The organism is Nonomuraea sediminis, assembly GCF_018531495.1.
GTDB lineage: Bacteria > Actinomycetota > Actinomycetes > Streptosporangiales > Streptosporangiaceae > Nonomuraea > Nonomuraea sediminis.
On the sequence record NZ_JAHDTI010000013.1, the window covers coordinates 306,401 to 330,299 of the forward strand.

A 23,899-nucleotide genomic window follows, 5' to 3' on the forward strand; every position below is an offset into this window, starting at 1 on the left:
ACTGGAGTTGCTCGTGATCGTGGCGTTGCACGAAGAGGCAGAGCGGCTAGCCGCCGAATGAGATCGGGCTCCAGCTCCCCGGCCGCACCGGGGAGCTGGAGCAGGGGGACGGCCGTATGCGGGCTGCAAGCGGACGGACAAGCACCGTGCAAGCCGCGCGCCAGCATGCGACCGCACACTCGCCCCATATGACAAAGGGGTGGGATAAATGCAGACAACTAGGCTCCTGGCGGTGGGGGTGCTCGCCACGGCCACGCTCGCGGTCTCGGCCACGGGTGCGCTCGCCGACTCGCACGACGTGGCCACCGGCACCTGGCTGGCCGCCAGGACCGACCCGTCGGTCCAGCTGATCGGGCTCAACTACACGGGCAAGGTCGTCGTGCCGCAGGCTCGGCCGAACAAGGCGTTCCTCGGCCTGGTCGCCCAGGCCAGGCGGCACGCGCGGCTCGGGCACATCCCGGCCGACGCCCAGAGCCAGCTCAAGTGGGTGCTGCGGGCGGCCTCGGCCAAGCCGGGGCGCTACCTCACCGCCTCAGGCCCGAACCGCACCGTGCCCGCCGACATGCTGGGGCTGTGCACCGGCTGGTGGCTGACGCCCGACGGCTACATGGTCACCGGCGCGCACTGCGTCACTGCCCAGCCGCAGGAGCTTCGCGCGAACCTCGCCGGCAAGGCCCTGCCCAAGATCAACCAGGCGGACGTGATCTCGTTGCTGAAGACCGTCCAGCCGGACGCCGAGCTGGTCAACTTGGCCGGCGGCGTGATCGGCAAGTTCAACGCCGACCACATGCGCATCACCGGGCTGACCAAGGCCATCGCCATCGTGACCGCCACCACCAAGGGCAAGCCGCACCTCACTCCGCTGACCCTGGTGGCCAAGGGCGCGCAGTACCCGGGTGAGGACTTCGCGCTGCTCAAGCTCCGCGGCGCGCGCAACCTCCCGACCGTTCCGCTCGGCCAGGACAAGGACGTGCGCATCGGCGACACGCTCTACATCAGCGGCTTCCCCGGGCTGATCACCAACAGCCCCGTCTTCGACTTCCGCTCGAAGCTCAACCCGACGCTGACCGAGGGCGCCTACAACGCCCAGCGCACGACCGTGCTCGGCGTGCCGTACCTGCAGTCGCAGGCGCCGTCCTACCACGGCAACTCCGGCGGGCCCGTCTTCGACAAGGACGGCAAGGTCATCGGCATGCTCATCGCCGGCAGCGTGGACGAGCAGACGCTGGCCGAGGCCGAGAACCACAGCTTCGTCCTGCCGGTGAGCATCATCCGCAAGCGCCTGGCCGCCGCGGGCGTGAAGCCGGCGCAGTCGCTCACGACCCAGGTCTACAACTCCGCGCTCGACGACTACTTCGCCGGCCGCTACCGCTCGGCGCTGCTCAAGTTCCGGCGGGTGCAGGCGCTCTACCCGGCTCACCAGTATGTGAGCGGATTCATCGCGGACACTCTCAAGCACCTGAAATAACCGCCGTGCGTGGGCGGTTGCACTCTCCATGGCTCTTCCTCTGTCCATTCTCGACCTGGCGCACATCGGCGAGGGAGAGACCGCGGGCGACGCGCTGCGGGCCAGTGTCACGCTGGCCCAGCACGCCGAGCGGTGGGGTTACCGCCGCATCTGGTACGCCGAGCACCACAACATGCCGACCATCGCCTCGTCCGCGACCAGCGTCCTGATCGCCCACGTGGCCGCACATACCAGCACGATCCGCCTCGGAGCGGGCGGGATCATGCTGCCGAACCACTCGCCGCTGACCATCGCCGAGCAGTTCGGGACCCTGGAGACGCTCCACCCCGGCCGCATCGACCTCGGCCTGGGCCGGGCGCCCGGCAGCGACCAGCAGACCTTCCGCGCCCTGCGCCGCACTCCCGTCTCGGCGGACCGGTTTCCGCAGGACGTGCTCGAGCTGCAGGGATACCTTTCCGGCGAGTCGCTGATCTCCGGTGTCGAGGCCACGCCCGGCAAGGGGACCGACGTGCCGCTGTACATCCTCGGCTCGTCGCTGTTCGGGGCCCAGCTGGCGGCCACGCTCGGCCTGCCGTACGCCTTCGCCTCGCACTTCGCGCCCGACGCCCTTGAGGAGGCGGTGGCGCTCTACCGGCGGGAGTTCAAGCCGTCGGCGCAGCAGGCCACGCCGTACGTCATCGCCGGGGTTAACGTCATCGCGGCGGACACCAGGCACGAGGCGGAGCAGCAGTTCCTGGCGGCCAAGCGGCGCAGGATCAGCGCGTTCACCAAGCAGAGCTTCACGCCGGAGGAGGCGGACGCGGTGCTGGAGTCGCCGGCGGGGCTGCAGATCGCGCACATGACCAAGTACTCGGCGGTCGGCACGGCGGACGAGGTCAAGGACTACCTCGACGACTTCGCCAAGCTCGCCGACGCGGACGAGCTCATCGTCGCCTCGTCGGCCCCCGACCGCACCGCCTGGCTCAGGTCCCTGGAGCTGCTGGCCGCTTGACGGCGTCAGGCGGCTCCTGACAACGCCTGCAGGATGGCGCGGCGCTCGTCGTTGATGCGGCGGCAGATGATCACATAGGCGTTGAGCACCTTGCAGTAGGCGGCGCGCGCCTCGTCGAGCTGGGCGCTGAGCGCGAGGATGCGCCCCGGGTCGCCCTGCCGTTCCGCCTCGACGAGCAGTGTGCGAGCCTCGTCGACGATCTCCTCTGCCCTGATCCTCGTACGGCGCAGCAGCGCGGAGCACTCGTACAGCTCCGCCAGCCGTGCTGAGGAGACGATGGACTCCCGCCTGCGGAGTTCGGTTTCCATGGTCCCGCCACCTCCCCGGTCAAGGTTGCCTGAGTGTAGACGCGCGATGCTCTCGGGTGGATCACCGTCGGTTGCCCGGGGGTAGGGCACTGTGGCTTTCGGTGAGGTTCTCTCCCCCTCGGTGGAAAACAGCCGCCCCGAGCTCGATTCGGTGGTACGCAAATGTGCCAATTGACCGTGTTACCAGCGTTTATGCAGTGATCTCGATCACAGAAAACCGTCGTACCAAGACGTCCGATCAGCCACCTCAGGCGCGAAAGAAGTCACATACTGAAACGGAACGAAAGCGGAACGTGACGGCTGAGGGGCGCGGCTGTGGCTTTGACGACAACGGGAAACGATGAGGATGCGGTCGACGTCAGCGTCGTCATCCCCGCCCACAACTGCAGACCGTATCTGGACCGCTGCCTGACCTCAGCACTCGTGCAGCGGGTCAAGAAGGAGATCATCGTCGTCGACGACGGCTCGGTGGACGGTACGGCGGAGCTGCTCGACCTCTACGCCACCTACCACCGCAGCATCGTCCGCATCGTGTCCCAGGAGAACTCCGGCGGCGCCGGGCGCCCGCGCAACGTCGGCCTCGAGCACGCCCGCGGTCGCTATGTCTTCTTCTGCGACGCCGACGACTACCTGGGCGCCGAGGCGCTCGAGCGCATGGTGGCCATGGCCGACCGCAACGGCTCCGACATCGTGCTCGGCAAGATGGTGGGACACGGCCGGCGGGCGCCCGAGTCGATGTTCCTGCGCAACGCCGAACGGGTGGGCCTGGGCGACAGCGCGGTCTACAACAGCCTGAGCTGCTTCAAGCTCTTCCGCAGGGACATGCTGGAGCGCCACCGCATCAGGTTCGGCGAGGAGCAGGCCGTCGGCGAGGACATCCTGTTCACCGTGCACGCCTACTGCCACGCCGGCGTCATCTCGGTGGTGGCCGACTACGAGTGCTACCACCTGGTGTCCAGGCCCGACGGCACCAGCATCATGCAGCGCCCCGACAGCCGCGACCCGGTCGCCTGGCTGGCCATGATCCGCGAGCCGATGCGCCTCATGGCCGAGCACGTCCCCGCGGGCCCGCTGCGCGACCACCTGCTGCGCAGGCACTTCAGGCTGGACGCCTTCGCCCAGCTCGGCACGCCCTTCCTGGAGGCGGGCGAGGTGCAGCGCAAGGAGATCGCGCAGGCGGTCGCCGCGCTGTGCGACGAGTGGCTGACGCCGGGCGTCGTCACGCGCCTCAACAGCACCGACCGCCAGCGCCTGGCCGCGCTCGGCGACGTCGACAGGCTGGTACGGCTGGCCGACATCGAGAGCGCCACGGTCGTCCGCCGCCTGACCGGGCTGCGCTGGGAGGACGACCGCCTGGTGGTGCGCGGCACGGCGGCTCTCGAGGGGCTGAGCGGGCACGACGGCGTCGCCCTGGTGCTGCGGGCGCGCCACGATCCGGCGTGCGAGATGGTCGTGCGCGCCGAGCGTGAGGGCCAGGCGTTCACGGCCCGCGTCGACGTGGGCCGCCTGACCTCCGGCGTCTGGGACCTGCGGGTGGCCGTCGAGCTGGAGGGCGTGGTCAGGCTCGGGCGGCTGGGCGCCGACCGCGACGGCGGCATCACCAGGCCGGCTCCGCGGCTGTTCGGCAGCACCGTGGCCCTGCCGTACTTCACCAGGGACAACGGCAACCTCAGCATCGACGTCGGCGGGCACGTGCTCGCGGTGCCCGGCACCGTCAAGCTGACCAGGACCCGGTGGAAGGTCGGGCACAGGCTGCTCATCGACGGCGAGATCATGATCGGCGACGACCGGCCCGACACCGGGGCGGTGCGGCAACTGGTGTGGCGCGAGCGCAACACCGGGTTCGAGCGGACCGAGGGGGTGATCGCGCTGCCCGGCGGGGGCTTCGCGGCCAAGCCTGCGGTGGGCCGCTTCGCGCCCGGCACCTGGGACGCCTACCTGGAGCTGGAGCTGGGCGGGCCGCCCGCAAGGTTCAGGATCGAGACCGACTCCGAGACGGTGGCCGCGCCGCGCCGCTGGTGGGGCGGCGGCGTGCTGCGCAGCGTCAGGCCGTACGCCACCTCGGGCAAGGGGCGGCTGAGCACGGTGGTGCGCAAGCTCACACCCCGGGCGATCCTCCGCAGGCTTCTTCGCTAATTGCCACCTATGTGCAGGTGCAACTCCATGTCCTAAAGTATGGGTCATGCACGTACCTGATGGGTTCTTCAACGCCGCCACCTCCGTCTCCGCCGGAGTCGTGGCGGCCGCCGGGATCGGGGTCTGCCTGTCCAAGGCCCGCAGGGAGCTGGACGACCGGACCGCGCCGATGGCGGGCCTGGTCGCCGCGTTCATCTTCGCCGTGCAGATGCTCAACTTCCCCGTCGCCGCAGGCACCAGCGGCCACCTGCTCGGCGGGGCCCTGGCCGCGATACTCGTCGGGCCGTACACAGGTGTGCTGTGCATGGCCGTGGTGCTGCTCGTCCAGTGCGTGTTCTTCGCCGACGGCGGGCTGACCGCGCTCGGCATCAACATCAGCATCATGGGCATCGTCACCGTGCTGGTCGGGTACGGCGTCTTCCGCTTCGTCAGCCGCCTGGCCAAGGGCAAGGGCGGGATCACGCTGGCCGCCTTCCTCGGCGCGCTGGTGTCCGTGCCGGCCGCGGCGCTGGTGTTCGCGCTGCTGTTCGCGATCGGCGGCACCGCGCCCATCTCGCCGATGGCCGTCGCCGCCGCGATGGGCGGCGTGCACGTCCTGATCGGCATCGGGGAGGCGATCATCACCGCGCTCACGGTCGGCGCGGTGCTCGCCGTACGCCCCGACCTGGTCTACGGCGCGCGGGGGCTGGGACAGACCCTCGTGCTGCGCGGGGCCGACGGCTCGACCTCCGAGGTGGGCACGGCTCCCGCCCCCGCGCCGGCGGCCACCCGCGGGCCGGCCAAGCCGTTCCTGCTCGGCGGCGTCGGCCTGACCCTGGTGCTGGCCGGGGCGGTGTCGTTCTTCGCCAACTCCAACCCCGACGGGCTCGAGGCCGTGGCCGAGCAGAAGGGCTTCCTCGGCCAGGCCAAGGGCCACCTGGTGAACTGGGCGCTGAGCGACTACGGCGAGGTCGGCGGGATCCCCGTGGGGATCGCCGGAATCATCGGCGTCGGGCTGGTGCTGCTCATCGCGGGAGCCGTCGCCTGGGCGGCGCGCGGCCGCAGGAAGGTCGAGGTCTGAAACCGTGGGTGCCGGTCATCACCACCAGCTCTACCTGGCGGGCGCCTCGCCCGTGCACAGGCTGCCGCCGCAGTGCAAGCTGCTGGCCGTGCTGGCCTTCGCGATCGTGGTGGTGGCCACGCCCAGGGAGGCGTTCTGGGCGTTCGGGATCTACGCGCTGCTGCTGATCGGGATCGCGTTCCTGGCCGGGGTGCCGCTGGCGCACGTGCTGCGGCGGATGGTGATCGAGGTGCCGTTCGTGCTGTTCGCCGTCCTGATCCCGGTGATCGGGTCGGGGGAGCGGATCTCGGTGCTCGGGGTCTCGCTGAGCGTGCCGGGGCTGTGGGCCGGGTGGAACATCCTGGTCAAGGGCACCCTGGGTGTGGTGGCCTCGATCCTGCTGGCCGCCACGACCGAGCCGCGCACGATCCTGCTCGGCGCGCAGCGGCTGCGGCTGCCCGGCCTGCTGGTGCAGATCGCCATGTTCATGCTGCGCTACATGGACGTGATCGTGGACGAGATGCGGCGGATGCGGATCGCCAGGGAGTCGCGCGGGTTCGAGGCGCGCAACGTCCGGCAGATCCCGGTGATCGCCCGCTCGGCCGGTGCCCTGTTCATCCGCTCCTACGAACGCGGCGAGCGCGTGCACCTGGCGATGCTCAGCCGCGGCTACTCTGGCCAGATGCCGATAATCCAGGACCTGTCGGCGTCCTTGAAACAGTGGGGAACCGCGCTGGCCCTGCCCGTGGCCGCGCTCGCCGTACTGGGGATCGCAGCATGGTGAATTCGCTCGAGGTCAGCGAGCTGGCCTACGCCTACCCGGACGGCACGCAGGCCCTGTTCGGCGTGAACCTCACGATCGGCAGGGGCGAGCGTGTCGCCCTGCTCGGCCCCAACGGCGCCGGCAAGACCACGCTGGTGATGCATCTGAACGGCATCCTGACCGCCGGGCACGGCTCGGTGGCCGTGGGGGGCACGCCGGTGCGCAAGGACACGCTCAAGGAGATCAGGCAGCGCGTCGGCCTGGTCTTCCAGGATCCGGACGACCAGCTGTTCATGCCGACCGTCCGCGACGACGTGGCCTTCGGCCCGGCCAACTCCGGCGTCAGGGGCGAGGAGCTGGAACGCGTCGTCAAGGGCGCCCTGGAGCGCGTGGGCATGCTCGAGGCCATCGACCGCCCGCCGCACCACCTGTCCTTCGGGCAGCGGCGCAGGGTGGCCGTGGCGACCGTGCTGGCCATGGAGCCGGAGATCCTCGTCCTCGACGAGCCCTCCTCCAACCTCGACCCGGCGGCCCGCAGGGAGCTGGCCGAGATCCTGCGCTCGCTCGACGTCACCGTGCTCATGGTCACCCACGACCTGCCGTACGCGCTGGAGCTGTGCGAGCGCTCCCTCGTCCTGTCCGAGGGCGTCATCGCCGCGGACGGGTCCACGCGCGAGCTGCTCGCCGACGCCGACCTGCTCGCCAAGCACCGGTTGGAGCTCCCGTACGGCTTCGCCATCCCGGCCTGACGAGGTTCCGGCGGGGGTGACGTCCCCGTAACCCCGTGACCTGTCCTGCGAGAGGCGAAACATTCCCGCTGACGTCGGCGTTGTACCCGTGGCGATCATCGCTACCAGGCAGAACACGGCTGGGCGGAAGCGCCGGCCTGCGTAGTGCCGCCCTCATCGGGCTGATCGTGGCGCTCCTCCAGGGGGCTGATCGTAGTTTGTGCATGCCCGGTACCCGGGGATGTCGAAGTACAGTGGCTCATCGAGGAGGGGCCGAATGAAGTTGCGGCTGGCGCGACATGCCATGGGCGATGCCGTGGTGGTGGCCGTCGAGGGAGAACTGGATCTGTTCACCGCACCCTTCCTCCGCGACGAGGTGCGCGACGCCATCAAGCAGGACGGCGCCCGGCTCGTCCTCGATCTGCAGCAGCTGTCGTTCATGGACTCCAGCGGCCTGTCGGTCCTGATCGAGGCGTGGCGGCTGGCGACGGGCGAGGGCGGCGGCGTGTCGCTGGCGGCCCCGCAGGCCCCGGTGGCGCGCATCCTGCGGACCACCGGCCTGGACCGGCGGATCAAGGTATATTCCGACGTCGACACCGCCGTGGGTGAGATTTAACCCACCCCGAGTAGAACTTCATTCGGTTGCCCGTTAGGGTCCGTTCTATGGACCTGAACGGATCTGCAGCAATCATCTCAGGCGGTGCGAGCGGTCTCGGCGAGGCGACCGCCCGTGACCTGGCCGCGCACGGCGCCACCGTGGTCATAGCCGACCTCAACGAGGAGCGCGGCAAGGCCATCGCCGACGAGCTGGGCGGCGTCTTCGTCAAGACCGACGTGTCCGACGACGAGCAGGTGCAGGCAGCCGTGGACGCCGCCGTCGCCACCGGCAAGCCGCTGCGCGTGGTGGTCAACAGCGCCGGCATCGGCTGGGCCGAGCGCACGGTCAACCGCGACGGTTCCCCGCACAACCCCGCGACCTACCGCAAGGTCATCGAGGTCAACCTGATCGGCACGTTCAACCTCATGCGCATCGGCGCGGCCGCGATCGCCAAGACCGAGCCGGTGGACGCCGACGGGCAGCGCGGCGTGGTCATCAACACCGCCTCGGTGGCGGCGCTCGAGGGCCAGACCGGGCAGCTGGCGTACTCGGCCTCCAAGGGCGGCATCGTGGGCATGACCGTGCCGGCGGCGCGCGACCTGTCGGCCATCGGGGTCCGCGTGAACACGATCTGCCCCGGCATCATCGACACGCCGATCTACGGCTTCTCGCCCAACTCCGAGGAGTTCAAGGCCAAGCTGGTCGCGCCCGTGGTGTTCCCCAAGCGCATGGGCCAGGCCTCCGAGTTCGCCCACCTGGTGCGCTCGCTGATCGAGAACGACTACATGAACGCCGAGGTCGTCCGCTTCGACGGCGGCATCCGCTTCCAGCCCAAGTGAGGTCCGCGTGTCCGACGAAGTTCTCGTAGAGGAATCCGACAACGTCGCCGTCATCACGATCAACCGCCCCAACCAGCGCAACGCCATCAATGGCGCGGTCGCGCGAGGGATCGCCGAGGCGCTCGACAGCCTCGACGCCCGCCCGGACATCTCCGCCTACGTCCTGACCGGGGCGGGCGGCTACTTCTCCGCCGGCATGGACCTCAAGGGCTTCCTCACCGGTGACCTGCCCGTCGTCGAGGGCCGCGGCTTCGGCGGCATCGCCGAGGCCCCGCCCAAGAAGCCGCTGGTGGCCGCCGTGGAGGGCTACGCGCTCGCGGGCGGCTTCGAGCTGGCGCTGTCCTGCGACCTCATCGTGTCGTCCGAGGCGGCCAAGTTCGGCCTGCCCGAGCCCAAGCGCGGGCTGGTGGCCGGCGCGGGCGGCATCATGCGCCTGCCGCGCAGGATCCCCTACCACGTGGCCATGGAGATCGCCCTGACCGGCGACCACTACCCGGCCTCGCGGCTCTACGAGCTCGGCCTCGTCAACCGCGTCACCGAGGCGGGCAAGGCCCTGGAGGGCGCGCTGGAGCTGGCGCGCAAGGTCGCCGCCAACGCCCCGCTGGCGCTCGCGGCCACCAAGCGGGTGATCATCGAGTCGCAGGACTGGCCGCTGGAGGAGATGTTCAAGCGCCAGGGCGCCATCATCAACCCCGTGTTCGGCTCCCAGGACGCCATGGAGGGCGCCGCCGCCTTCGCCGAGAAGCGCCAGCCTCAGTGGAAGGGTCTTTAGCGCGCGCATAGCCGATCGCGCATACCGTTGAGGCATGGGCCCCTCACGGTTCGACTCGGTCAAGCGGGGCGCCGGCAGCCTGCTGTCCGGCGCCCTCGCCGCGTTGCTCCTCATGGTCGTGATCCTGGCCGCCATGTGGGTCATCGAGATCTTCGACTACATGCTGAACGGCTCCCTCGACGCGGAGTTCGGCATCGTCGGCCTCGAGCCTGCCGGCCTGCCGGGCATCGTCTTCGCCCCCTTCCTGCACCACGGCTTCGCCCACCTGATGGCCAACTCGCTGCCGCTGCTCATCATCGGCTTCGTGGCGGCGCTGCGCGGCATCGGCAAGTTCCTGGCGGCCAGCGCCATCATCATCGTGATCGGCGGGCTCGGCACCTGGCTGACCAGCCCCGGCACGATCACGGTCGGCGCCAGCGGGCTCGTCTTCGGCTACTTCGGCTACGTGCTGGCCCGCGGCCTGTTCGACCGCAGGGCGCTGGACATCGTGCTGGCCATCGTGATCGGCGTGGCCTACTACTCGATCCTGTGGGGGCTGCTGCCCAACCAGCAGGGCATCTCCTGGCAGGGCCACCTCTTCGGCCTCATCGCGGGCGTGGTGGCGGCCTGGGTGCTGCGCCGCAAAGCGATCTCACCCGCCTACTAGGGGTACGGCGGGAGTTCGGCTGAGGGCCCGATCTTCGCGATGATTCCGTACGGCGAGCCACGCCCACCGGCCGCCCGCCGTACTTCGGCTCAGGGCCCGCGAGCGGCGCTTACGGCGAGTCGGTGACGCCCACCCGCCGCGACGGCGCACGGGACCCGTCGTGGTGCGTCCTACCGCCAGAACTCGCGGAGAAGGGCCAGAACCGTCTCGGGCTCCTCCACGTGGCTGAACGAGCCGCTGCGCTCCAGCAGATGGAACTCGGCCTTCGGGGCGTGGCGCTGGAAATCGCGCTGCAGCGCGGGATACAGGGCCCTGTCGTGGCGTCCAGCGAGGACGGCGAAGGGCATGGTGAGGTCCTTCAGCCGCGGCCGGAAGTCCGGGATGTGCGGGACCTGCCCGCCGATGACGAAGTCGACGTCGTCACCGCAGAAGACCGGGTACAGCTCCAGGTTGCGCGCCCCTGGCTCGTCGGCCAGACGCGCGGCGGCGGCCGGGTCGAAGAACCTGATGAGCGGCGTCGCCTTGGCGAACTCCGCCCGCATGGGCGCGTCGGTCGAACGCAGCCCCTCGGCCCGCAGCTCCAGGATCCTGTCCCAGACCTCGGGCAGCTGGTTGGCGATCTCCCTGTTGAGGTTGGCGTGGTTGAGCTGCCACATCTCGGGGCTGTGCAGGCTGTTGGCAACGGTGAGGCTCCGCACCAGGTGCGGGTGGTCGAGGGCGAGCGCCTGGGAGAGCAGCCCGCCGTAGGAGAAGCCGTAGAGGTGGACGGGGCCGATCGTCTCCAGCACGGCGGCGACGTCGGCGACGTCGCCCGCGAAGGTGATCTGGCTCAGGTCGGCGGGGCGCTCGGAGCGGCCGCGGCCGCGCAGGTCCAGATAGAGCACGCGGTGGGTGTCAGCTAGCGCGTCGAAGTGCGGGTGGAAGATCACATGGGATCCGGCGGGGCCGAGGCCGGAAAGCAGCAGCACCGGCTCGCCCGATCCCTCCTCTTCCAGCCAGAGGCCGTCGACGAGCCGGCCCTGCGGGTGGCGGATCATGGAAAGACCCTACGGCGCGGCCTCTGCTCAGTGCTGGCGCAATTCGGCCGCCTCATCCGAGGAGCCGATGGCGTGGATGCGTTCGGCGGGGGAGGCGGACAGGAGCTTGTCGATGACGGCCAGGCCGATGGCGGAGACGACGAACGTCAGGTGGATGATGGTCTGCCACAGCATCTTGTCGTTCGGGGTCGTGCGGGCCTGGATGAAGGTCTGCAGCAGGTGGACCGACGAGATGCCGACGATCGCCGTGGCGAGCTTGACCTTCAGGACGTTCGCGTTCACGTGCGACAACCACTCCGGCTCGTCGGGGTGGTTCTTGAGGTTGATGCGGGAGACGAACGTCTCGTAGCCGCCGACGATGACCATGATCAGCAGGTTGGAGATCATGACCACGTCGATGAGGCCGAGGACGGAGAGCATGACCGTGACCTCGTCGAAGGCCTTCTCGCCGCGGAACGTGCCGCTGAGCAGGTGCCACAGTTCGACCATGAACTGCCAGATGTAGATGCCCTGGGCCACGATGAGGCCCAGGTACAGCGGCACCTGCAGCCAGCGGCTGGCGAACATCAGGTAGCCGAGGCCCTTCGGCCGCGTGTCAGGAAGGGCACTCACCCGTACATCCCCCGTAACTTCCGAACGTTCTGCCCCAACTCTACGGAATCAGGGCAGAACATCGGAAACGCGTGGGGTCCGAGCGCTCGGGAACGAGCAGCTCAGAGGCGCTCGACCACGTAGTCGACGCAGACCGTCAGCGCCTCGACGTCGGCCGGGTCGATGGCCGGGAACATCGCGATGCGCAGCTGGTTGCGGCCCAGCTTCCGGTACGGCTCGGTGTCGACGATGCCGTTGGCGCGCAGCGTCTTGGCGACGGCCGCCGCGTCGACGTCGTCGTTGAAGTCGATGGTGCCGACGACCTGAGAGCGGTATTCGGGCGCCGCGAACGGGGTGGCGAACGTGGACTTCTCCGCCCAGCCGTACAGCCTCTCCGCGGAGGAAGCGGTGCGCGAGGTGGTCCAGGCCAGCCCGCCCTGGGAGTTCATCCACTCCAGCTGGTCGGCCAGCAGGAACAGTGTGGCCACGGCCGGGGTGTTGTAGGTCTGGTCCTTGCCGGAGTTGTCGATGGCGATCGGCAGGCTGAAGAACTCGGGCACGTAACGCCCCGAGGCCGCGATCTCCTCGACGCGGGCCAGTGCCCGGGGCGACATGATCGCGATCCACAGGCCGCCGTCGGAGGCGAAGCTCTTCTGCGGCGCGAAGTAGTACACGTCGGTCTCGGCGATGGAGACCGGCAGTCCGCCCGCGCCCGAGGTGGCGTCGACCAGCACCAGCGAGTCGCCGGAGCCGACCCGCTTGATCGGCATCGCCACGCCGGTCGAGGTCTCGTTGTGGGTGAGCGCGTAGACGTCCACGCCCTCCTCCTCGACGGCCACCGGGTGGGTGCCGACCTCGGAGGAGATGACCGACGGATCCGACAGCCACGGCGCCTTCTTGGTGACCGTGGCGAACTTCGAGGAGAACTCGCCGAAGGACAGGTGCTGCGACTTCTGGCGCACCAGCCCGAAGGCCGCGATGTCCCAGAACGCGGTGGTGCCGCCGTTGCCCAGCACGACCTGGTAGCCCTCGGGGAGCGAGAACAGGTCGGACAGTCCGGCCCGCACCCGCCCGACGAGCGATTTGACCGGCTTCTGGCGGTGGGAGGTGCCCATGTACTCGGCGCCGGAGGCGGCGAGCGCGGCCAGCTGCTCGGGTCGAACCTTCGAGGGCCCGCAGCCGAAGCGGCCGTCGGCGGGCTTGATGTCAGCGGGAATCACGATGTCAGCCACCTTGCCGAGCCTACCGAGCCCGCTGGAATGGCTAGGCCCGGGTCCGCTATGTGAGACCCGGGCCGAGACATGTCAGTTTCAGATGGTGCCGACGACTTCGGCGGCACCGGGCACGTCGCCGAGGGGGCGCGACGCGGGACCGATGTAGTTCGCGCTGGGGCGGACCAGCCTGCCCGTGCGCTTCTGCTCCAGGATGTGCGCGGCCCAGCCGGCCGTGCGGGCGCAGGTGAACATCGAGGTGAACATGTGCGCAGGGACCTCGGCGAAGTCGAGTACTACCGCCGCCCAGTACTCCACGTTCGTGGCGAGCACCCTGTCGGGCTTACGGGCGTGCAGTTCCTCCAGAGCCGCCTGCTCCAGCGCGGCGGCGACCTCGTAGCGCGGTGCGTCGAGCTCCTTGGCCGTACGGCGGAGCACGCGCGCCCGGGGGTCCTCGGCACGGTAGACGCGGTGGCCGAAGCCCATCAGCCGGTTGCCCTTGTCGAGCTCCGACTGCACGTACTTCTTGGCGTCGCCGAGCTGCTCGACGCCCTCGATCATGTGCAGCACGCGGGCGGGGGCGCCCCCGTGCAGCGGGCCGGACATCGCACCCACGGCACCCGACAGCGCGGCGGCCACGTCGGCGCCGGTGGAGGCGATGACGCGGGCGGTGAACGTGGAGGCGTTCATGCCGTGCTCGGCGGCGGAGGTCCAGTAGGCGTCGATGGCCTTGACGTGCTTGGGGTCGGGCTCGCCGCGCCAGCGGATCATGAAGCGCTCGACGATGGTCTTGGCCTCGTCGACCCGTGACTGCGGCACCATCGGCAGGCCGAGGCCGCGCGCGGACTGGGCCACGAACGACAGGGCCATCACCGAGGCGCGCGCGAGCTGGTCGCGGGCCTCGTCGTCGGAGATGTCGAGCAGCGGCTTGAATCCGTAGGCCGGAGCCAGCATGGCCAGCGCGCTCTGCACGTCTACCCGGATGTCACCGGAATGGACGGCGAGGGGGTACGGCTCCGCCGGAGGCAGCCCCGGCTGGAACTTGTTGTCGACCAGCAGGCCCCAGACGTGTCCGAACGGGACACGACCCACCAGCTCTTCGATGTCGACGCCGCGGTATCGAAGGGCGCCCCCCTCTTTGTCCGGTTCCGCGATCTCGGTCTCGAAGGCGACTACGCCCTCGAGGCCGGGTTTGAAGTCGGACATTCTCGGCCGCCTCCCTTTCTTGCCATGTCACGGCAATGCCTTGATGTCGAGATACCGGCGGGTCAATTTAACCCCCTCGCAACACGTGCTCGGTCTTCGGACCCGCCGAAAGACCAAAGGCGCTGCTCGGGGGGGTCGTGTGGGATCTTCCACCGAGCGCGCAAGAATACCGTCTCGTGGAGTCCACCTCGCTTCCGGGGCTTCGTCGGTCGTATGAGGGCGAGCCGCTGCTCGAGTCCGACGTCGCCGCCGATCCGATATCGCAATTCGCCGTCTGGTTCCAGCAGGCCCTCGACGCGGGCCTGCCGGAACCCAACGCCATGATCGTGGCCACCGCCTCCGCGGGCGGGCGGCCAAGCGCCAGAACCGTGCTGCTCAAGGGCTTTGACGAGAGCGGTTTCGTGTTCTACACCAACTACGAGTCGCGCAAGGGCCGCGACCTGGCCGAGAACGCGCGTGCCTCGCTCGTCTTCCCCTGGCACCCGATCCGCCGCCAGGTCCGGGTCGAGGGCTCGGTCGTCAAGCTGCCGCACGAGGAGTCTGCCGAGTACTTCAGGTCCAGGCCGTACGGCTCGCGCATCGCCGCGTGGGCGTCACGGCAGTCCGCGGTCGTGCGGTCGCGGGAGCAACTGGACGCCAGGTACGCGGAGCTGGCCGCCCGCTGGCCGGAGGATCCGCCGGTGCCCGACTTCTGGGGCGGGTTCCGGGTCGTCCCGTCGGAGGTGGAGTTCTGGCAGGGGCAGCTCGACCGGATGCACGACCGGCTTCGCTATCGGCGTGTGCCCCCAGGGTGGGTTTTGGAGAGGCTTGCCCCTTAACCTCCTTTAGGTGGCAATCGGGGAGTTGGTCAAACGTCATCTGATAGACACCCGGCCACTGGGCGTACCCGCCTACCGGCGGGTCTGGATCGGCCAGGCCGTCTCCCACCTCGGGCTCGCGGTCACCGTCGTCTCCGTCAGCCAGCAGGTGTGGACGCTCACCCACTCCTCGCTCTGGGTCGGCATGCTCGGCCTGGCCAACCTGCTCCCGCTGGTCGTGTTCGGCCTGTGGGGCGGGGCCGTCGCCGACGCCGTCGACCGGCGCAAGCTGCTGCTCGTCGGCTCGGTCATCGCCTGGTCGAGCACGCTGCTCATCCTGGTGCAGGCGCTGATCGGGCTGGGCAACGTCTACCTCCTGCTCGCCACGGTCGCGCTGGGCGCCACCGGGTTCGCCATCAGCTCGGCCACCAGGGGTGCGATCATCCCTCGGATCATCGGGCCCGAACTGGTGCCCGCGGCCAACGCGCTCAACTCGCTGGTCTTCAGCATGGGCGCGATCGTCGGGCCGATGATCGGCGGCGTGGTCCTGGCCTGGGGCGGGTTCGCCTCGGCCTACGCGATCGACGCGCTGCTGTTCACCGCCAGCCTGTACGGGGCCTTCCGCCTGCCCGCCGTGCCGCCGCTCGGCGAGGTGACCAGGCCGGGGGCGCGAGCCGTCTACGAGGGGCTGCGTTTCATCGTCGGCAGCCCTGTGCTGCTGATGTCGTTCGCCGTGGACATCGTCGCGATGGTGTTCGCGCTGCCCCGGGCGCTGTTCCCGCAGCTGGCGGCCGAGAGCTTCGGCGGCTCCCTGATCGCGCTCGGCTGGCTGAACTCCGCCATGGCGATCGGGTCGGTGATGGGCGCGCTGTTCTCCGGCTGGGTGGGCCGGGTCAGGCGGCAGGGGCTCGCGCTGGTCGCCGTCATCGCGCTGTGGGGGCTCACCGTGGCCGCCGCCGGGCTCGCGCACCAGTTGTGGCTGGTCGTGGCGTTCATGGCGCTGGGCGGAGCGGCCGACGTGATCTCATCGGTGTGGCGGCAGTCGATACTGCAGCTGTACGCGCCCGACGAGATGCGCGGGCGGCTGCAGGGCGTCTTCATGGTCGTGGTGGCCGGCGGGCCGCGCCTGGGCGACCTGCGGGCCGGCGCCACCGCCGCTGTCTTCGGGGTCACCGGCGCGTTCGCGGGCGGCGGGCTCGCCTGCGCGATCGCCGTCCTCCTGGTCGGCCTCGCCGTACCGGCCTTCAGGAACTACGACGCCCGCCGTACCGCTCAGGAGGGGGCGCGGGAAGCAACCGAATGATCGAGTTGTTGCCATCCTTTGCCTTCGTTGGTCGTTGGCCCAATAGGGTCTTGTGTGATCCCTGCGCCCGCTGCCGACGGGCTCAGTCCCCGCCATGACCGGCGTAGCATTCAGATGGGAGGAGCCTTGACCGCACACGGCCTGATCGACACCACGGAGATGTACCTCCGCACGATCTACGAACTCGAGGAGGAGGGCATCGTCCCCCTCCGCGCGCGCATCGCGGAGCGGCTCCAGCAGAGCGGCCCCACCGTGAGCCAGACGGTCGCCCGCATGGAGCGCGACGGCCTGGTGAAGGTGGAGGGCGACCGCCACCTGGCGATGACGGACCTCGGCCGCACCCTGGCCACCCGCGTGATGCGCAAGCACCGCCTCGCCGAGTGCCTGCTGACCCAGGTCATCGGGCTGCCCTGGGAAGAGGTGCACATCGAGGCGTGCCGCTGGGAGCACGTCATGTCGGAGTCGGTGGAGACCCGCCTGGTGGCGCTGCTCGACAACCCGACCGCCTGCCCGCACGGAAACCCCATCCCCGGCCTCGGTGAGCTGGGCGCTCAGGAGGTCTCCGGCGGTCCTGAGAGCACGCTGACGTCGATGTCCGACCTGGCAGGACCCAGAGATATACCCGTCGTGGTCCGGCGAATTAGCGAACAAGTGCAAAGCGATCCCGCTGTGATGCTTAAACTCAAGCAAGTTGGGATACAACCCGGACGCGAGGTGACGCTCGCGGCGAGCGACGACGGTGTGCGGGTGACAGGTGACGAAGACGCGAACAGCATTCCCGCGGAGCTTCCGCGCGAGGTTGCCGCGCACGTTTTTGTCACCAGAAGCTGATCCCGACAAGGAGACCCTCCTCTCCGCTCAGGTCATCACTGTTGCAGGAGCGCCCGTGGTTCGCTTTTCGCACATGCCTCCCCGAGGAGTGGTCTCCGGATGAAACGGTGGGGGGATCTGTCCCAGGACGCCGCTGATCACCTGGCTGCCGGCGCCGTCCTGGACCACGCCGAGATGGCCGTCGTCGTGACCGACCGGTTCAGCAATCTCCTCTACTGGAACCCCTTCGCGGAGAAGCTGTTCGGCCGCCCCGGCGGCAAGCCCGTCCAGCGCGACACCTCGGTCCTGTCCCTCGGCATCATGGAGAAGGACCACCCGCTGGCCATCGAGCTGGCCAAGCACGTGCTCAAGGGCGGCGTGTGGGAGGGCACGTTCGACGTGCGCAGGGGCGACGGGACGATGATCTACGTCCGCGCCCAGGCCGTCCCGCTGCGCCACGAGTCCGGCTCCGTCACCGGCATCGTCATCACCGCCCGCGAGGCCATGCGCAGCAACGAGCGCGAGAAGGACCGCTTCGGCCTGCTCGAGCGCATCGGCGAGCGGCTGGCCGGCTCCCTCTACGTGGAGGAGACGCTCAAGCGGGTCGCCGAGATGCTGGTCCCGCAGTTCGCCGACCACTGCTTCATCGAGCTGATGGAGGGCGACCGGCTGGTGCGCCGGGTGTCGCAGCACGTGCAGGGCTGGGACCCGCCGCCCGGCACCTGGATGCCGGTGGGCGCCGAGATCCGCTACCCCACGGGCCACTACGCCGACACCGCGCTGCGCCGCCAGGAGACGATCCTCGTCGAGGACTTCGCCGCCTCCAGCTTCCCCAGCCCCAGCGAGGGCAGCGCCAAACTCTGCGGCGAGGTCGGCATGACCTCGGCCATCGTGGCGCCGCTGTGCGTGCGCGGCGAGACGCTCGGCCTGATGTACCTGGGCCTGTCCAACCTGACCGACCGGCGCAGCCCGCACTACGACGCCTTCGACCGCGACTTCGTCGGCGCGATCGGCACCCGGGTCGCCCTGGCCATCGACAACGCGCTGCTGTTCGAGGAGGAGCGGCACACCGCCGAGTCGTTCCAGAAGCACCTGCTGCCGCGCGCGCTGCCCCAGCTCGACGGCCTGGACATCGCGGTCCGCTACTACCCGGCCGCGCCGCTGGCCAGCCACGGTCAGGGCATACAGACGCAGGTGGGCGGCGACTGGTACGACGTGATCCCGCTCAGCGCCGGCCGGGTCGGCATCGTCATCGGCGACGTGGAGGGCCGCGGCGCCAAGGCCGCCGCCATCATGGGCCAGCTGCGGGCCGCGCTGCGCGCCTTCGCCCAGGACGACAAGTCGCCCGCCGACATCCTGGCCAGGCTGGACGAGTGGACCCGCATCATCGCCACCCCCGAGCAGGACGACACCGGCGCCGACATCAGCGTCCCGCCCATCGTCACCTGCCAGTACCTGGTCTACGACGCCTGGTCGCGCCAGCTGTCGTTCGCCAACGCCGGCCACGCGCCGCCGCTGCTGCTGCTCGACGGGCAGTGCCTCGAGATGAACATCGAGGAGGTCGGCCAGCCGCTGGGCGTGCGCGCCAAGGGGCTGCACGCCGACCTGGTCTACAAGGAGGAGACACGCACGCTCCCGCCGGGCGCGGCGCTGCTGCTCTACACCGACGGCCTGGTCGACCGGCGCCCCGGACGTGACGGCAGGATGCCGACGGACGCCGAGACGCTGGCCGTGCTGACCGAGAAGCTGGCCAAGATGTCCGACGCCGACGTCGAGCGGATCGCCGACGCGGCGACCGTCGCCGTGCCCGGCGAGATCGACGACGACATGGCGATCCTGGTCGTGCGCTCGGCCGACGCGGACCTGGACGTGGAGGAGCGCACGTTCCCCGCCCAGCCGATCATGGTCGGCGAGGCGCGGCGGATGGCGGCCGACGCCTTCACCAACTGGAACGTCCCCGAGGAGCGCTCCGAGCTGGCCTGCCTGCTGGTCTCCGAGGTCGTCACCAACGTCGTGCTGCACGCCGCCAGCGCCAGCATCCCGCGCAGGGAACTGGTCGTGGAGGGCCCGCCGCTGCCGTTCGAGGAGTCGTGGGACGTGCCCGGCTTCGAGGACGAGGTCGTGGGGGAGAAGGAGTTCACGCTAAGGATCCGGCGGGGCGAGGAGGCGGTCTGGGTCGAGGTGTTCGACCAGGACCTGCGGCTGCCCCGCATCCGCAGCGCCGGCGAGAACGACGAGGGCGGGCGCGGGCTCTACCTGGTCGACCAGCTCGCCCGCCGCTGGGGATCGCGCCCCACCAGGGAAGGCAAAGCGGTCTGGTTCGAGATTCCCACCCGCAGCCGCTGAGTGGTTCACTGCTGGCCATGGAGTTGGCCTTCGAGCGCCGTGGCACGGGCGCGCCGCTGATCCTCATCCATGGCATCGGCCACCACTGGCAGGCATGGCTGCCGGTGCTTGACCGCCTGGCAGCGCACCGGGATGTGATCGCGGTCGACCTACCGGGGTTCGGGGTGTCGCCGGGGCTTCCCGACGGCACGCCGTACACCGCCGAGACCCTCGCGGACGCGGTCGAGTCGTTCTGCGCGCTGATGGGGGTGCGCGAGCCGCACATCGCGGGCAACTCGCTCGGCGGCTACATCGCGCTCGAGCTGGCCTCGCGCGGAGTGGTGCGTACGGCTACCGCGCTGTCGCCGGCCGGGTTCTGGTCGCGCGGCGAGCTCCTGTGGTGCCAGTCGGTGCTGCGGGCCACCCGGGCCGCGGCCAGGTCGTTGCCCGTCGACCAGGCCATCAGGGCGGCCGAGAACCCGATCGGGCGGGCCGCGTCGGTCGGGGTCATGGTCGCCCACCCGTCCAGGATGTCGCCGACCGCGCTGGTGGCCGCCATGCAGGCGCTGGGCGCCTCCGCCGGGTTCGACGAGACCCTCGCCTCCTTCACCGACCTGATGCCGCCCGCGCCGCCCAAGACGCCGATCACGATCGCCTGGGGCGAGCACGACCGGCTGCTGCTGCGGCGGCAGGCGGTGCGGGCGGCCAAGTGGTCGGGCCAGCGGGTCAAGCTGCTCAAGGGCTGCGGCCACGTGCCGATGAGCGACGACCCCGAGCTGGTGGCCCGGGTCGTCCTGGACGGCAGCGCGAGCTAGCCCAGGTTGTCGCACATCCGGTTGAGCACGCCGACCGTGGCGACGTACTCCTCGTCGCCGATGCCGTCGAGCGTGCGCTTCCTGATGCCGTTGACGCGCTCGGCGATGCGCGTGTGCGCCTGCCTGCCCTCGCCGGTGAGGGCGTCGCCGTCGAGCCAGCCGCGTTCGCGCAGCTTGGCCACCGCCTCCTCGATCCCGTCGAAGGGGCTCATGGCCTGCTCGGGGCGCTCGCTCAGCGTCGCGTAGGTGTTCAGCGCCTGCCACTCGCGACGGGTGACACCGTCGAGTGCGCGCTCCATGCTGTCTTCCAGCAGGTTGTCCAGCTGCTTGAGGTAATAACCGATGGGTCGCATGCATGTATAATAGCAACTATATGTACAAAGACAAGGAAATTGCCGCGATCGAGCGCGCGATGGTGGCCATCCGCCGTCGCCAGCGCAGGCGCGCGCTGGGCAAACGGGTCGGCGCCGCGCCCCACTTCGACGTGCTGGACGTGATCGAGGAGAGCGGGTCGGTGAGCGTCTCAGGGGTGGCCGAGGCGCTGTCGGTCGACCAGCCGAGAGCCAGCAGGCTGGTGACGGCGGCCGTCGAGGAGGGGCTCGTCAGGCGGGTCGCCGACCAGGCCGACGGGCGGCGCGCCCTGCTCGAGCTGACCGACGCGGGCAGGCAGGCGCTGGAGGCGGCCCACGCCGGCCGTCAGGCGGTGTTCGCCGAGGCCGTGTCGGGGTGGACCGAGGAGGAGCGGGCGTCGTTCGCCCGGCTGCTGACCCGGTTCGTGGAGGGGCTTCCGGGTTAGCGCAGGGTCTGGCCGTAGATGAGCAGCATCGCGATGATGAAGACGATCATCACGCCCGCGTAGCCCACCGGTCCGAGCCGGAGCTTGCCGCGCACGCGGTTGAGTGCCCAGGCGAACAGCAGAGCCAGGAAGACCAGGAGGATAGCGCCGCCCATGCTGTCCAGTATGGGGTGCTAAGTCATGGCGCGCGCGGAGTATGCGCGACGGGGTGGGCGTGCGCAGGAGCGCGCGCCCACCGTCCGCGTCAGTTCCCGATGCTGTTGCTGAGAGGCCAGCTCGTGGCTTCGGTCCGGTCCAGCCGGCGGATCCTGATCTTCACCGTGGATTCCTGCTCCTCCGCGACCGGACGAGCGGGGACGATCTCTTCAGGTTGTGCCATGGGACCTCCTGAGTGTGAGACTGACTCACGAAAGTATGGATCACAACAACTGCCTGTCAAGGCCGCAAATTTCACATTCGTCACGGGATGTCGGCCGGACGAATGTGGCGTCACCCGGGCAGGCGAGGTTGATCCCGTAGGCGTAGCCGGGCTCGGTGTCGGGGACGCCGGTGATCAGGGAGATCACCGCCTGGGCGGTCATCAGGCCCGCCAGGCCCGCCGAGGTCGACAGCACGCCTGGCCAGCTGTGGTCGGCGTGGACGCCGCGGCGCTCGCCTTCGGCCAGCAGGCAGTCGTAGCAGGGATGGCCGGGGGCGAACACGCCCACCGACACCATCGGGCCCGTGTACCCGCCTCCCGCCCATGGGATGCCCGCCCGGTTCGCCCAGTGGCGGATGCCGTCGGGGCCCTTCGGCTCGTCGGCGCACAGGGCCAGCACGTCGAAGCCTTCGACCGCCTCGAACAGGTCCTCCGGGGTGGCGATCCTGGTGGTGGCTCCCGTGACCTGGATGTCGGAGTTCACCGCGCGGAGGGCCTCGACGGTCGCCTCGGCCTTTCCGCGGCCCACGTCCCGCTCGCCGTACAGCTGTCTGTTGAGGTTGGACGGCTCCACGACGTCGGGGTCGGCGCAGTGCAGGGTGCCGACGCCCGTGGCGGCCAGGGCGCGGGCGGCGTGCGTGCCGACGCCGCCCAGGCCGAGCACGAGGACCCTGGCCCGCTTGAGGCGCAGCTGGAGCTCCCAGGGGGTGTCGCGGGGCGTCAGGTCGGCCCAGCGGAAGTAGTCGACGTTGCGGGCGTAGCGGACCTGCTCGGCCGCGGTCAGATCCGGGGGATCCGGGGCCGCTTCCTCGATGTGGCCGGAATCGAGGAGGGCCTGGACTATCTCTGCCGATTCGGGGAGCTGATCCAGGATGTCGGCCAAGGATCGGGTGCCGTCCATGAGCTGAAGCGCCTGCCAGGCCAGACCGGTCGGGTCCTCGATCTCGGCGGCCAGTCCGTGGATCTCTCCGCCGATGCGAATGTCACCGTTTGGGAGTCTCCGGGGCCGGTGTTCCGGTTTGACGCACGGGCGCCTCATGGGCCGGGATTGTGCCACAGGGAGCGCCTTTTCCCTTATGTTGTGTCCTGATCTTGACGGTGGCTCGGCAGGGCTTCGAGCTAGAAGCCGAAGGAGCGGCCGATGATCTCCTTCATGATCTCGGTGGTGCCGCCGTAGATGGTCTGGACGCGGCTGTCCATCCAGGCCTTGGCGACCGGGTACTCCAGCATGTAGCCGTAGCCGCCGTGCAGTTGGAGGCAGCGGTCGATGACCCTGTTCTGCAGCTCGGTGGTCCACCACTTGGCCTTGGCCGCGTCGACCACTGTGAGCTGCTTGGCGTTGAGCGCCTGGATGCTCTTGTCGACGTAGTGGCGGGCGATCTCGGTCTCGGTGGCGAGCTCGGCCAGGACGAAGCGGGTGTTCTGAAATTTCCCGATATTTCGTCCGAAGGCCTGTCGTGTCCGGCAGTACTCGATGGTCTGCTCCAGTACGGCTTCCGCCGCCGCGACCGCGCCCACCGCGATCGACATGCGCTCCTGCGGAAGGTTGTTCATCAACTGGAAGAAGCCCTGGCCCTCCTGCTTGCCGAGCACGTTGGCCGCGGGCACGCGCACGTTCTCGAAGAACAGTTCGGCCGTGTCCTGCGCCTTCATGCCGATCTTGTCCAGGTTGCGGCCCCGCTGGAAGCCCTCCATGCCCCGCTCCGCGACCAGCAGCGTGGTGCCCCTGGCGCCCTGCTCGGGGTCGGTCTTGGCGACCACGATCACCAGGTCGGCGTTGATGCCGTTGGTGATGAACGTCTTCTGGCCGTTGACCACGTAGTGGTCGCCCTCGCGGACCGCGGTGGTCCTGATGCCCTGCAGGTCGCTGCCGGCGCCCGGCTCCGTCATCGCGATGGCGGTGATCAGCTCGCCCGAGGCGAAGCCGGGCAGCCAGCGCTGCTTCTGCTCCTCGTCGGTCAACTCGACCAGGTAGGGCGCGATCACGTCGTTGTGCAGCGAGAAACCGAGCCCGCTCGCGCCCGCCCTGGTGATCTCCTCGAGGATGACCGTGTTGTAGCGGAAATCGGTGATGCCCGCCCCGCCGTACTCCTCGGGGACGGAGAAGCCGAACATGCCGAGCTCTCCGGCCTTCTTCCAGACCTCCCTCGGCACGATGCCGTCCTTCTCCCACTCGGCGTGGTGCGGGACGACCTCGCGGGTCAGGAACTCGCGCACGGTCTCCCTGAAGAGCAGATGCTCCTCGTCGAAGAGGTCTCGCTGCATTGGGGCGCCTCCAGAATCTGATTCTGTTACCCGAAGG

26 protein-coding genes are annotated in these 23,899 nt (G+C 69.7%); 16 read left to right on the forward strand and 10 right to left on the reverse strand.

Annotation, left to right across the window (positions count from 1 at the left end; genetic code table 11):
- Window positions 1-208 precede the first annotated feature (208 nt).
- Entirely contained in the window at window positions 209-1,468 is a 1,260-nt protein-coding gene (locus KIK09_RS43695) for a S1 family peptidase (protein WP_214325403.1), read from the forward strand.
- A 28-nt stretch (window positions 1,469-1,496) separates the two neighbouring features.
- Complete coding sequence (locus KIK09_RS43700) at window positions 1,497-2,459, forward strand: LLM class flavin-dependent oxidoreductase (RefSeq protein ID WP_214325404.1); 963 nt, start codon at window positions 1,497-1,499, stop codon at window positions 2,457-2,459.
- A gap of 5 nt (window positions 2,460-2,464) precedes the next feature.
- On the opposite strand, the gene KIK09_RS43705 is transcribed toward KIK09_RS43700, so the two are convergent.
- The gene (locus tag KIK09_RS43705; protein WP_214325405.1) at window positions 2,465-2,767 is read right to left on the reverse strand and encodes a hypothetical protein; all 303 of its coding nucleotides are present in this window, start codon (window positions 2,765-2,767) and stop codon (window positions 2,465-2,467) included.
- Between the two features lie 315 nt (window positions 2,768-3,082).
- On the opposite strand from KIK09_RS43705, the gene KIK09_RS43710 reads away from it, so the two are divergent.
- From KIK09_RS43710 to KIK09_RS43745, 8 genes are all read left to right on the forward strand, one after another.
- The gene (locus KIK09_RS43710) at window positions 3,083-4,903 is read left to right on the forward strand and encodes a glycosyltransferase family 2 protein (RefSeq protein ID WP_214325406.1); all 1,821 of its coding nucleotides are present in this window, start codon (window positions 3,083-3,085) and stop codon (window positions 4,901-4,903) included.
- A gap of 46 nt (window positions 4,904-4,949) precedes the next feature.
- Complete coding sequence (locus KIK09_RS43715) at window positions 4,950-5,963, forward strand: energy-coupling factor ABC transporter permease (protein WP_214325407.1); 1,014 nt, start codon at window positions 4,950-4,952, stop codon at window positions 5,961-5,963.
- Window positions 5,964-5,967: 4 nt separating this feature from the next.
- Window positions 5,968-6,726: a cobalt ECF transporter T component CbiQ gene (gene cbiQ, locus KIK09_RS43720; RefSeq protein ID WP_214325408.1), complete on the forward strand. Its 759-nt coding sequence runs from the start codon at window positions 5,968-5,970 to the stop codon at window positions 6,724-6,726.
- Entirely contained in the window at window positions 6,720-7,454 is a 735-nt protein-coding gene (locus KIK09_RS43725; protein ID WP_214325409.1) for an energy-coupling factor ABC transporter ATP-binding protein, read from the forward strand. Before cbiQ ends, KIK09_RS43725 begins: the two co-directional genes overlap by 7 nt.
- Before the next feature lie 256 nt (window positions 7,455-7,710).
- Window positions 7,711-8,049: an STAS domain-containing protein gene (locus KIK09_RS43730; RefSeq protein ID WP_214325410.1), complete on the forward strand. Its 339-nt coding sequence runs from the start codon at window positions 7,711-7,713 to the stop codon at window positions 8,047-8,049.
- Window positions 8,050-8,096: 47 nt separating this feature from the next.
- Entirely contained in the window at window positions 8,097-8,870 is a 774-nt protein-coding gene (locus tag KIK09_RS43735; RefSeq protein WP_214325411.1) for an SDR family NAD(P)-dependent oxidoreductase, read from the forward strand.
- 7 nt (window positions 8,871-8,877) lie between these two features.
- Window positions 8,878-9,642 (forward strand): crotonase/enoyl-CoA hydratase family protein, encoded by a 765-nt coding sequence (locus KIK09_RS43740; protein ID WP_214325412.1) that lies wholly within the window; start codon window positions 8,878-8,880, stop codon window positions 9,640-9,642.
- 34 nt (window positions 9,643-9,676) lie between these two features.
- The gene (locus tag KIK09_RS43745; RefSeq protein ID WP_214325413.1) at window positions 9,677-10,288 is read left to right on the forward strand and encodes a rhomboid family intramembrane serine protease; all 612 of its coding nucleotides are present in this window, start codon (window positions 9,677-9,679) and stop codon (window positions 10,286-10,288) included.
- A gap of 170 nt (window positions 10,289-10,458) precedes the next feature.
- On the opposite strand, the gene KIK09_RS43750 is transcribed toward KIK09_RS43745, so the two are convergent.
- From KIK09_RS43750 to KIK09_RS43765, 4 genes are all read right to left on the reverse strand, one after another.
- Window positions 10,459-11,325 carry an alpha/beta fold hydrolase gene (locus KIK09_RS43750; RefSeq protein ID WP_214325414.1) on the reverse strand — a complete coding sequence of 289 codons (867 nt, stop codon included), beginning with the start codon at window positions 11,323-11,325 and terminating at the stop codon, window positions 10,459-10,461.
- Between the two features lie 27 nt (window positions 11,326-11,352).
- Entirely contained in the window at window positions 11,353-11,937 is a 585-nt protein-coding gene (locus KIK09_RS43755; protein WP_308164676.1) for a TIGR00645 family protein, read from the reverse strand.
- 101 nt (window positions 11,938-12,038) lie between these two features.
- Window positions 12,039-13,148 (reverse strand): phosphoserine transaminase, encoded by a 1,110-nt coding sequence (serC, locus tag KIK09_RS43760; protein WP_214325415.1) that lies wholly within the window; start codon window positions 13,146-13,148, stop codon window positions 12,039-12,041.
- 78 nt (window positions 13,149-13,226) lie between these two features.
- Entirely contained in the window at window positions 13,227-14,333 is a 1,107-nt protein-coding gene (locus KIK09_RS43765) for a citrate synthase 2 (RefSeq protein WP_214325416.1), read from the reverse strand.
- Between the two features lie 176 nt (window positions 14,334-14,509).
- Between KIK09_RS43765 and pdxH the strand changes: the two genes are divergently transcribed.
- From pdxH to KIK09_RS43790, 5 genes are all read left to right on the forward strand, one after another.
- Window positions 14,510-15,151 (forward strand): pyridoxamine 5'-phosphate oxidase, encoded by a 642-nt coding sequence (gene pdxH, locus KIK09_RS43770; RefSeq protein WP_214325417.1) that lies wholly within the window; start codon window positions 14,510-14,512, stop codon window positions 15,149-15,151.
- Window positions 15,152-15,161: 10 nt separating this feature from the next.
- Window positions 15,162-16,433 carry an MFS transporter gene (locus tag KIK09_RS43775; RefSeq protein WP_308164677.1) on the forward strand — a complete coding sequence of 424 codons (1,272 nt, stop codon included), beginning with the start codon at window positions 15,162-15,164 and terminating at the stop codon, window positions 16,431-16,433.
- 126 nt (window positions 16,434-16,559) lie between these two features.
- Window positions 16,560-17,264 (forward strand): iron-dependent transcriptional repressor DtxR, encoded by a 705-nt coding sequence (locus KIK09_RS43780; RefSeq protein ID WP_275956479.1) that lies wholly within the window; start codon window positions 16,560-16,562, stop codon window positions 17,262-17,264.
- Window positions 17,265-17,363: 99 nt separating this feature from the next.
- Window positions 17,364-19,589 (forward strand): ATP-binding SpoIIE family protein phosphatase, encoded by a 2,226-nt coding sequence (locus KIK09_RS43785; RefSeq protein ID WP_214325418.1) that lies wholly within the window; start codon window positions 17,364-17,366, stop codon window positions 19,587-19,589.
- A gap of 17 nt (window positions 19,590-19,606) precedes the next feature.
- On the forward strand, window positions 19,607-20,383 hold the full coding sequence (locus KIK09_RS43790) for an alpha/beta fold hydrolase (protein WP_214325419.1): 777 nt from the start codon (window positions 19,607-19,609) through the stop codon (window positions 20,381-20,383).
- On the opposite strand, the gene KIK09_RS43795 is transcribed toward KIK09_RS43790, so the two are convergent.
- Window positions 20,380-20,736: a winged helix DNA-binding protein gene (locus tag KIK09_RS43795; RefSeq protein ID WP_214325420.1), complete on the reverse strand. Its 357-nt coding sequence runs from the start codon at window positions 20,734-20,736 to the stop codon at window positions 20,380-20,382. The two genes, KIK09_RS43790 and KIK09_RS43795, sit on opposite strands and share 4 nt — an antisense overlap.
- Window positions 20,737-20,756: 20 nt before the next feature.
- On the opposite strand from KIK09_RS43795, the gene KIK09_RS43800 reads away from it, so the two are divergent.
- Window positions 20,757-21,179, forward strand: a complete 423-nt coding sequence (locus KIK09_RS43800; RefSeq protein WP_214325421.1) for a MarR family winged helix-turn-helix transcriptional regulator — start codon at window positions 20,757-20,759, stop codon at window positions 21,177-21,179.
- Here KIK09_RS43800 and KIK09_RS43805 read toward each other — a convergent pair.
- The 4 genes from KIK09_RS43805 to KIK09_RS43815 all read right to left on the reverse strand — a co-directional run bounded on the left by KIK09_RS43805 (window position 21,176) and on the right by KIK09_RS43815 (window position 23,862).
- Window positions 21,176-21,334: a hypothetical protein gene (locus tag KIK09_RS43805; RefSeq protein ID WP_214325422.1), complete on the reverse strand. Its 159-nt coding sequence runs from the start codon at window positions 21,332-21,334 to the stop codon at window positions 21,176-21,178. The two genes, KIK09_RS43800 and KIK09_RS43805, sit on opposite strands and share 4 nt — an antisense overlap.
- An 89-nt stretch (window positions 21,335-21,423) precedes the next feature.
- Entirely contained in the window at window positions 21,424-21,558 is a 135-nt protein-coding gene (locus KIK09_RS59675; RefSeq protein WP_275956480.1) for a hypothetical protein, read from the reverse strand.
- 40 nt (window positions 21,559-21,598) lie between these two features.
- Entirely contained in the window at window positions 21,599-22,636 is a 1,038-nt protein-coding gene (locus KIK09_RS43810) for a HesA/MoeB/ThiF family protein (RefSeq protein ID WP_214325423.1), read from the reverse strand.
- 80 nt (window positions 22,637-22,716) lie between these two features.
- Window positions 22,717-23,862 carry an acyl-CoA dehydrogenase family protein gene (locus KIK09_RS43815; protein WP_214325424.1) on the reverse strand — a complete coding sequence of 382 codons (1,146 nt, stop codon included), beginning with the start codon at window positions 23,860-23,862 and terminating at the stop codon, window positions 22,717-22,719.
- Window positions 23,863-23,899 lie beyond the last annotated feature (37 nt).

Bases quoted from the DNA above. Each gene is read 5' to 3' on its own strand.
- KIK09_RS43695 (WP_214325403.1), top strand. From the start codon at position 209: ATGCAGACAACTAGGCTCCTGGCGGTGGGGGTGCTCGCCACGGCCACG.
- KIK09_RS43700 (WP_214325404.1), top strand. From the start codon at position 1,497: ATGGCTCTTCCTCTGTCCATTCTCGACCTGGCGCACATCGGCGAGGGA.
- KIK09_RS43705 (WP_214325405.1), bottom strand. From the start codon at position 2,767: ATGGAAACCGAACTCCGCAGGCGGGAGTCCATCGTCTCCTCAGCACGG.
- KIK09_RS43715 (WP_214325407.1), top strand. From the start codon at position 4,950: ATGCACGTACCTGATGGGTTCTTCAACGCCGCCACCTCCGTCTCCGCC.
- KIK09_RS43725 (WP_214325409.1), top strand. From the start codon at position 6,720: ATGGTGAATTCGCTCGAGGTCAGCGAGCTGGCCTACGCCTACCCGGAC.
- KIK09_RS43730 (WP_214325410.1), top strand. From the start codon at position 7,711: ATGAAGTTGCGGCTGGCGCGACATGCCATGGGCGATGCCGTGGTGGTG.
- KIK09_RS43735 (WP_214325411.1), top strand. From the start codon at position 8,097: ATGGACCTGAACGGATCTGCAGCAATCATCTCAGGCGGTGCGAGCGGT.
- KIK09_RS43745 (WP_214325413.1), top strand. From the start codon at position 9,677: ATGGGCCCCTCACGGTTCGACTCGGTCAAGCGGGGCGCCGGCAGCCTG.
- KIK09_RS43750 (WP_214325414.1), bottom strand. From the start codon at position 11,325: ATGATCCGCCACCCGCAGGGCCGGCTCGTCGACGGCCTCTGGCTGGAA.
- KIK09_RS43765 (WP_214325416.1), bottom strand. From the start codon at position 14,333: ATGTCCGACTTCAAACCCGGCCTCGAGGGCGTAGTCGCCTTCGAGACC.
- KIK09_RS43785 (WP_214325418.1), top strand. From the start codon at position 17,364: ATGAAACGGTGGGGGGATCTGTCCCAGGACGCCGCTGATCACCTGGCT.
- KIK09_RS43790 (WP_214325419.1), top strand. From the start codon at position 19,607: ATGGAGTTGGCCTTCGAGCGCCGTGGCACGGGCGCGCCGCTGATCCTC.
- KIK09_RS43795 (WP_214325420.1), bottom strand. From the start codon at position 20,736: ATGCGACCCATCGGTTATTACCTCAAGCAGCTGGACAACCTGCTGGAA.
- KIK09_RS43800 (WP_214325421.1), top strand. From the start codon at position 20,757: ATGTACAAAGACAAGGAAATTGCCGCGATCGAGCGCGCGATGGTGGCC.
- KIK09_RS43805 (WP_214325422.1), bottom strand. From the start codon at position 21,334: ATGGGCGGCGCTATCCTCCTGGTCTTCCTGGCTCTGCTGTTCGCCTGG.
- KIK09_RS59675 (WP_275956480.1), bottom strand. From the start codon at position 21,558: ATGGCACAACCTGAAGAGATCGTCCCCGCTCGTCCGGTCGCGGAGGAG.
- KIK09_RS43810 (WP_214325423.1), bottom strand. From the start codon at position 22,636: ATGAGGCGCCCGTGCGTCAAACCGGAACACCGGCCCCGGAGACTCCCA.
- KIK09_RS43815 (WP_214325424.1), bottom strand. From the start codon at position 23,862: ATGCAGCGAGACCTCTTCGACGAGGAGCATCTGCTCTTCAGGGAGACC.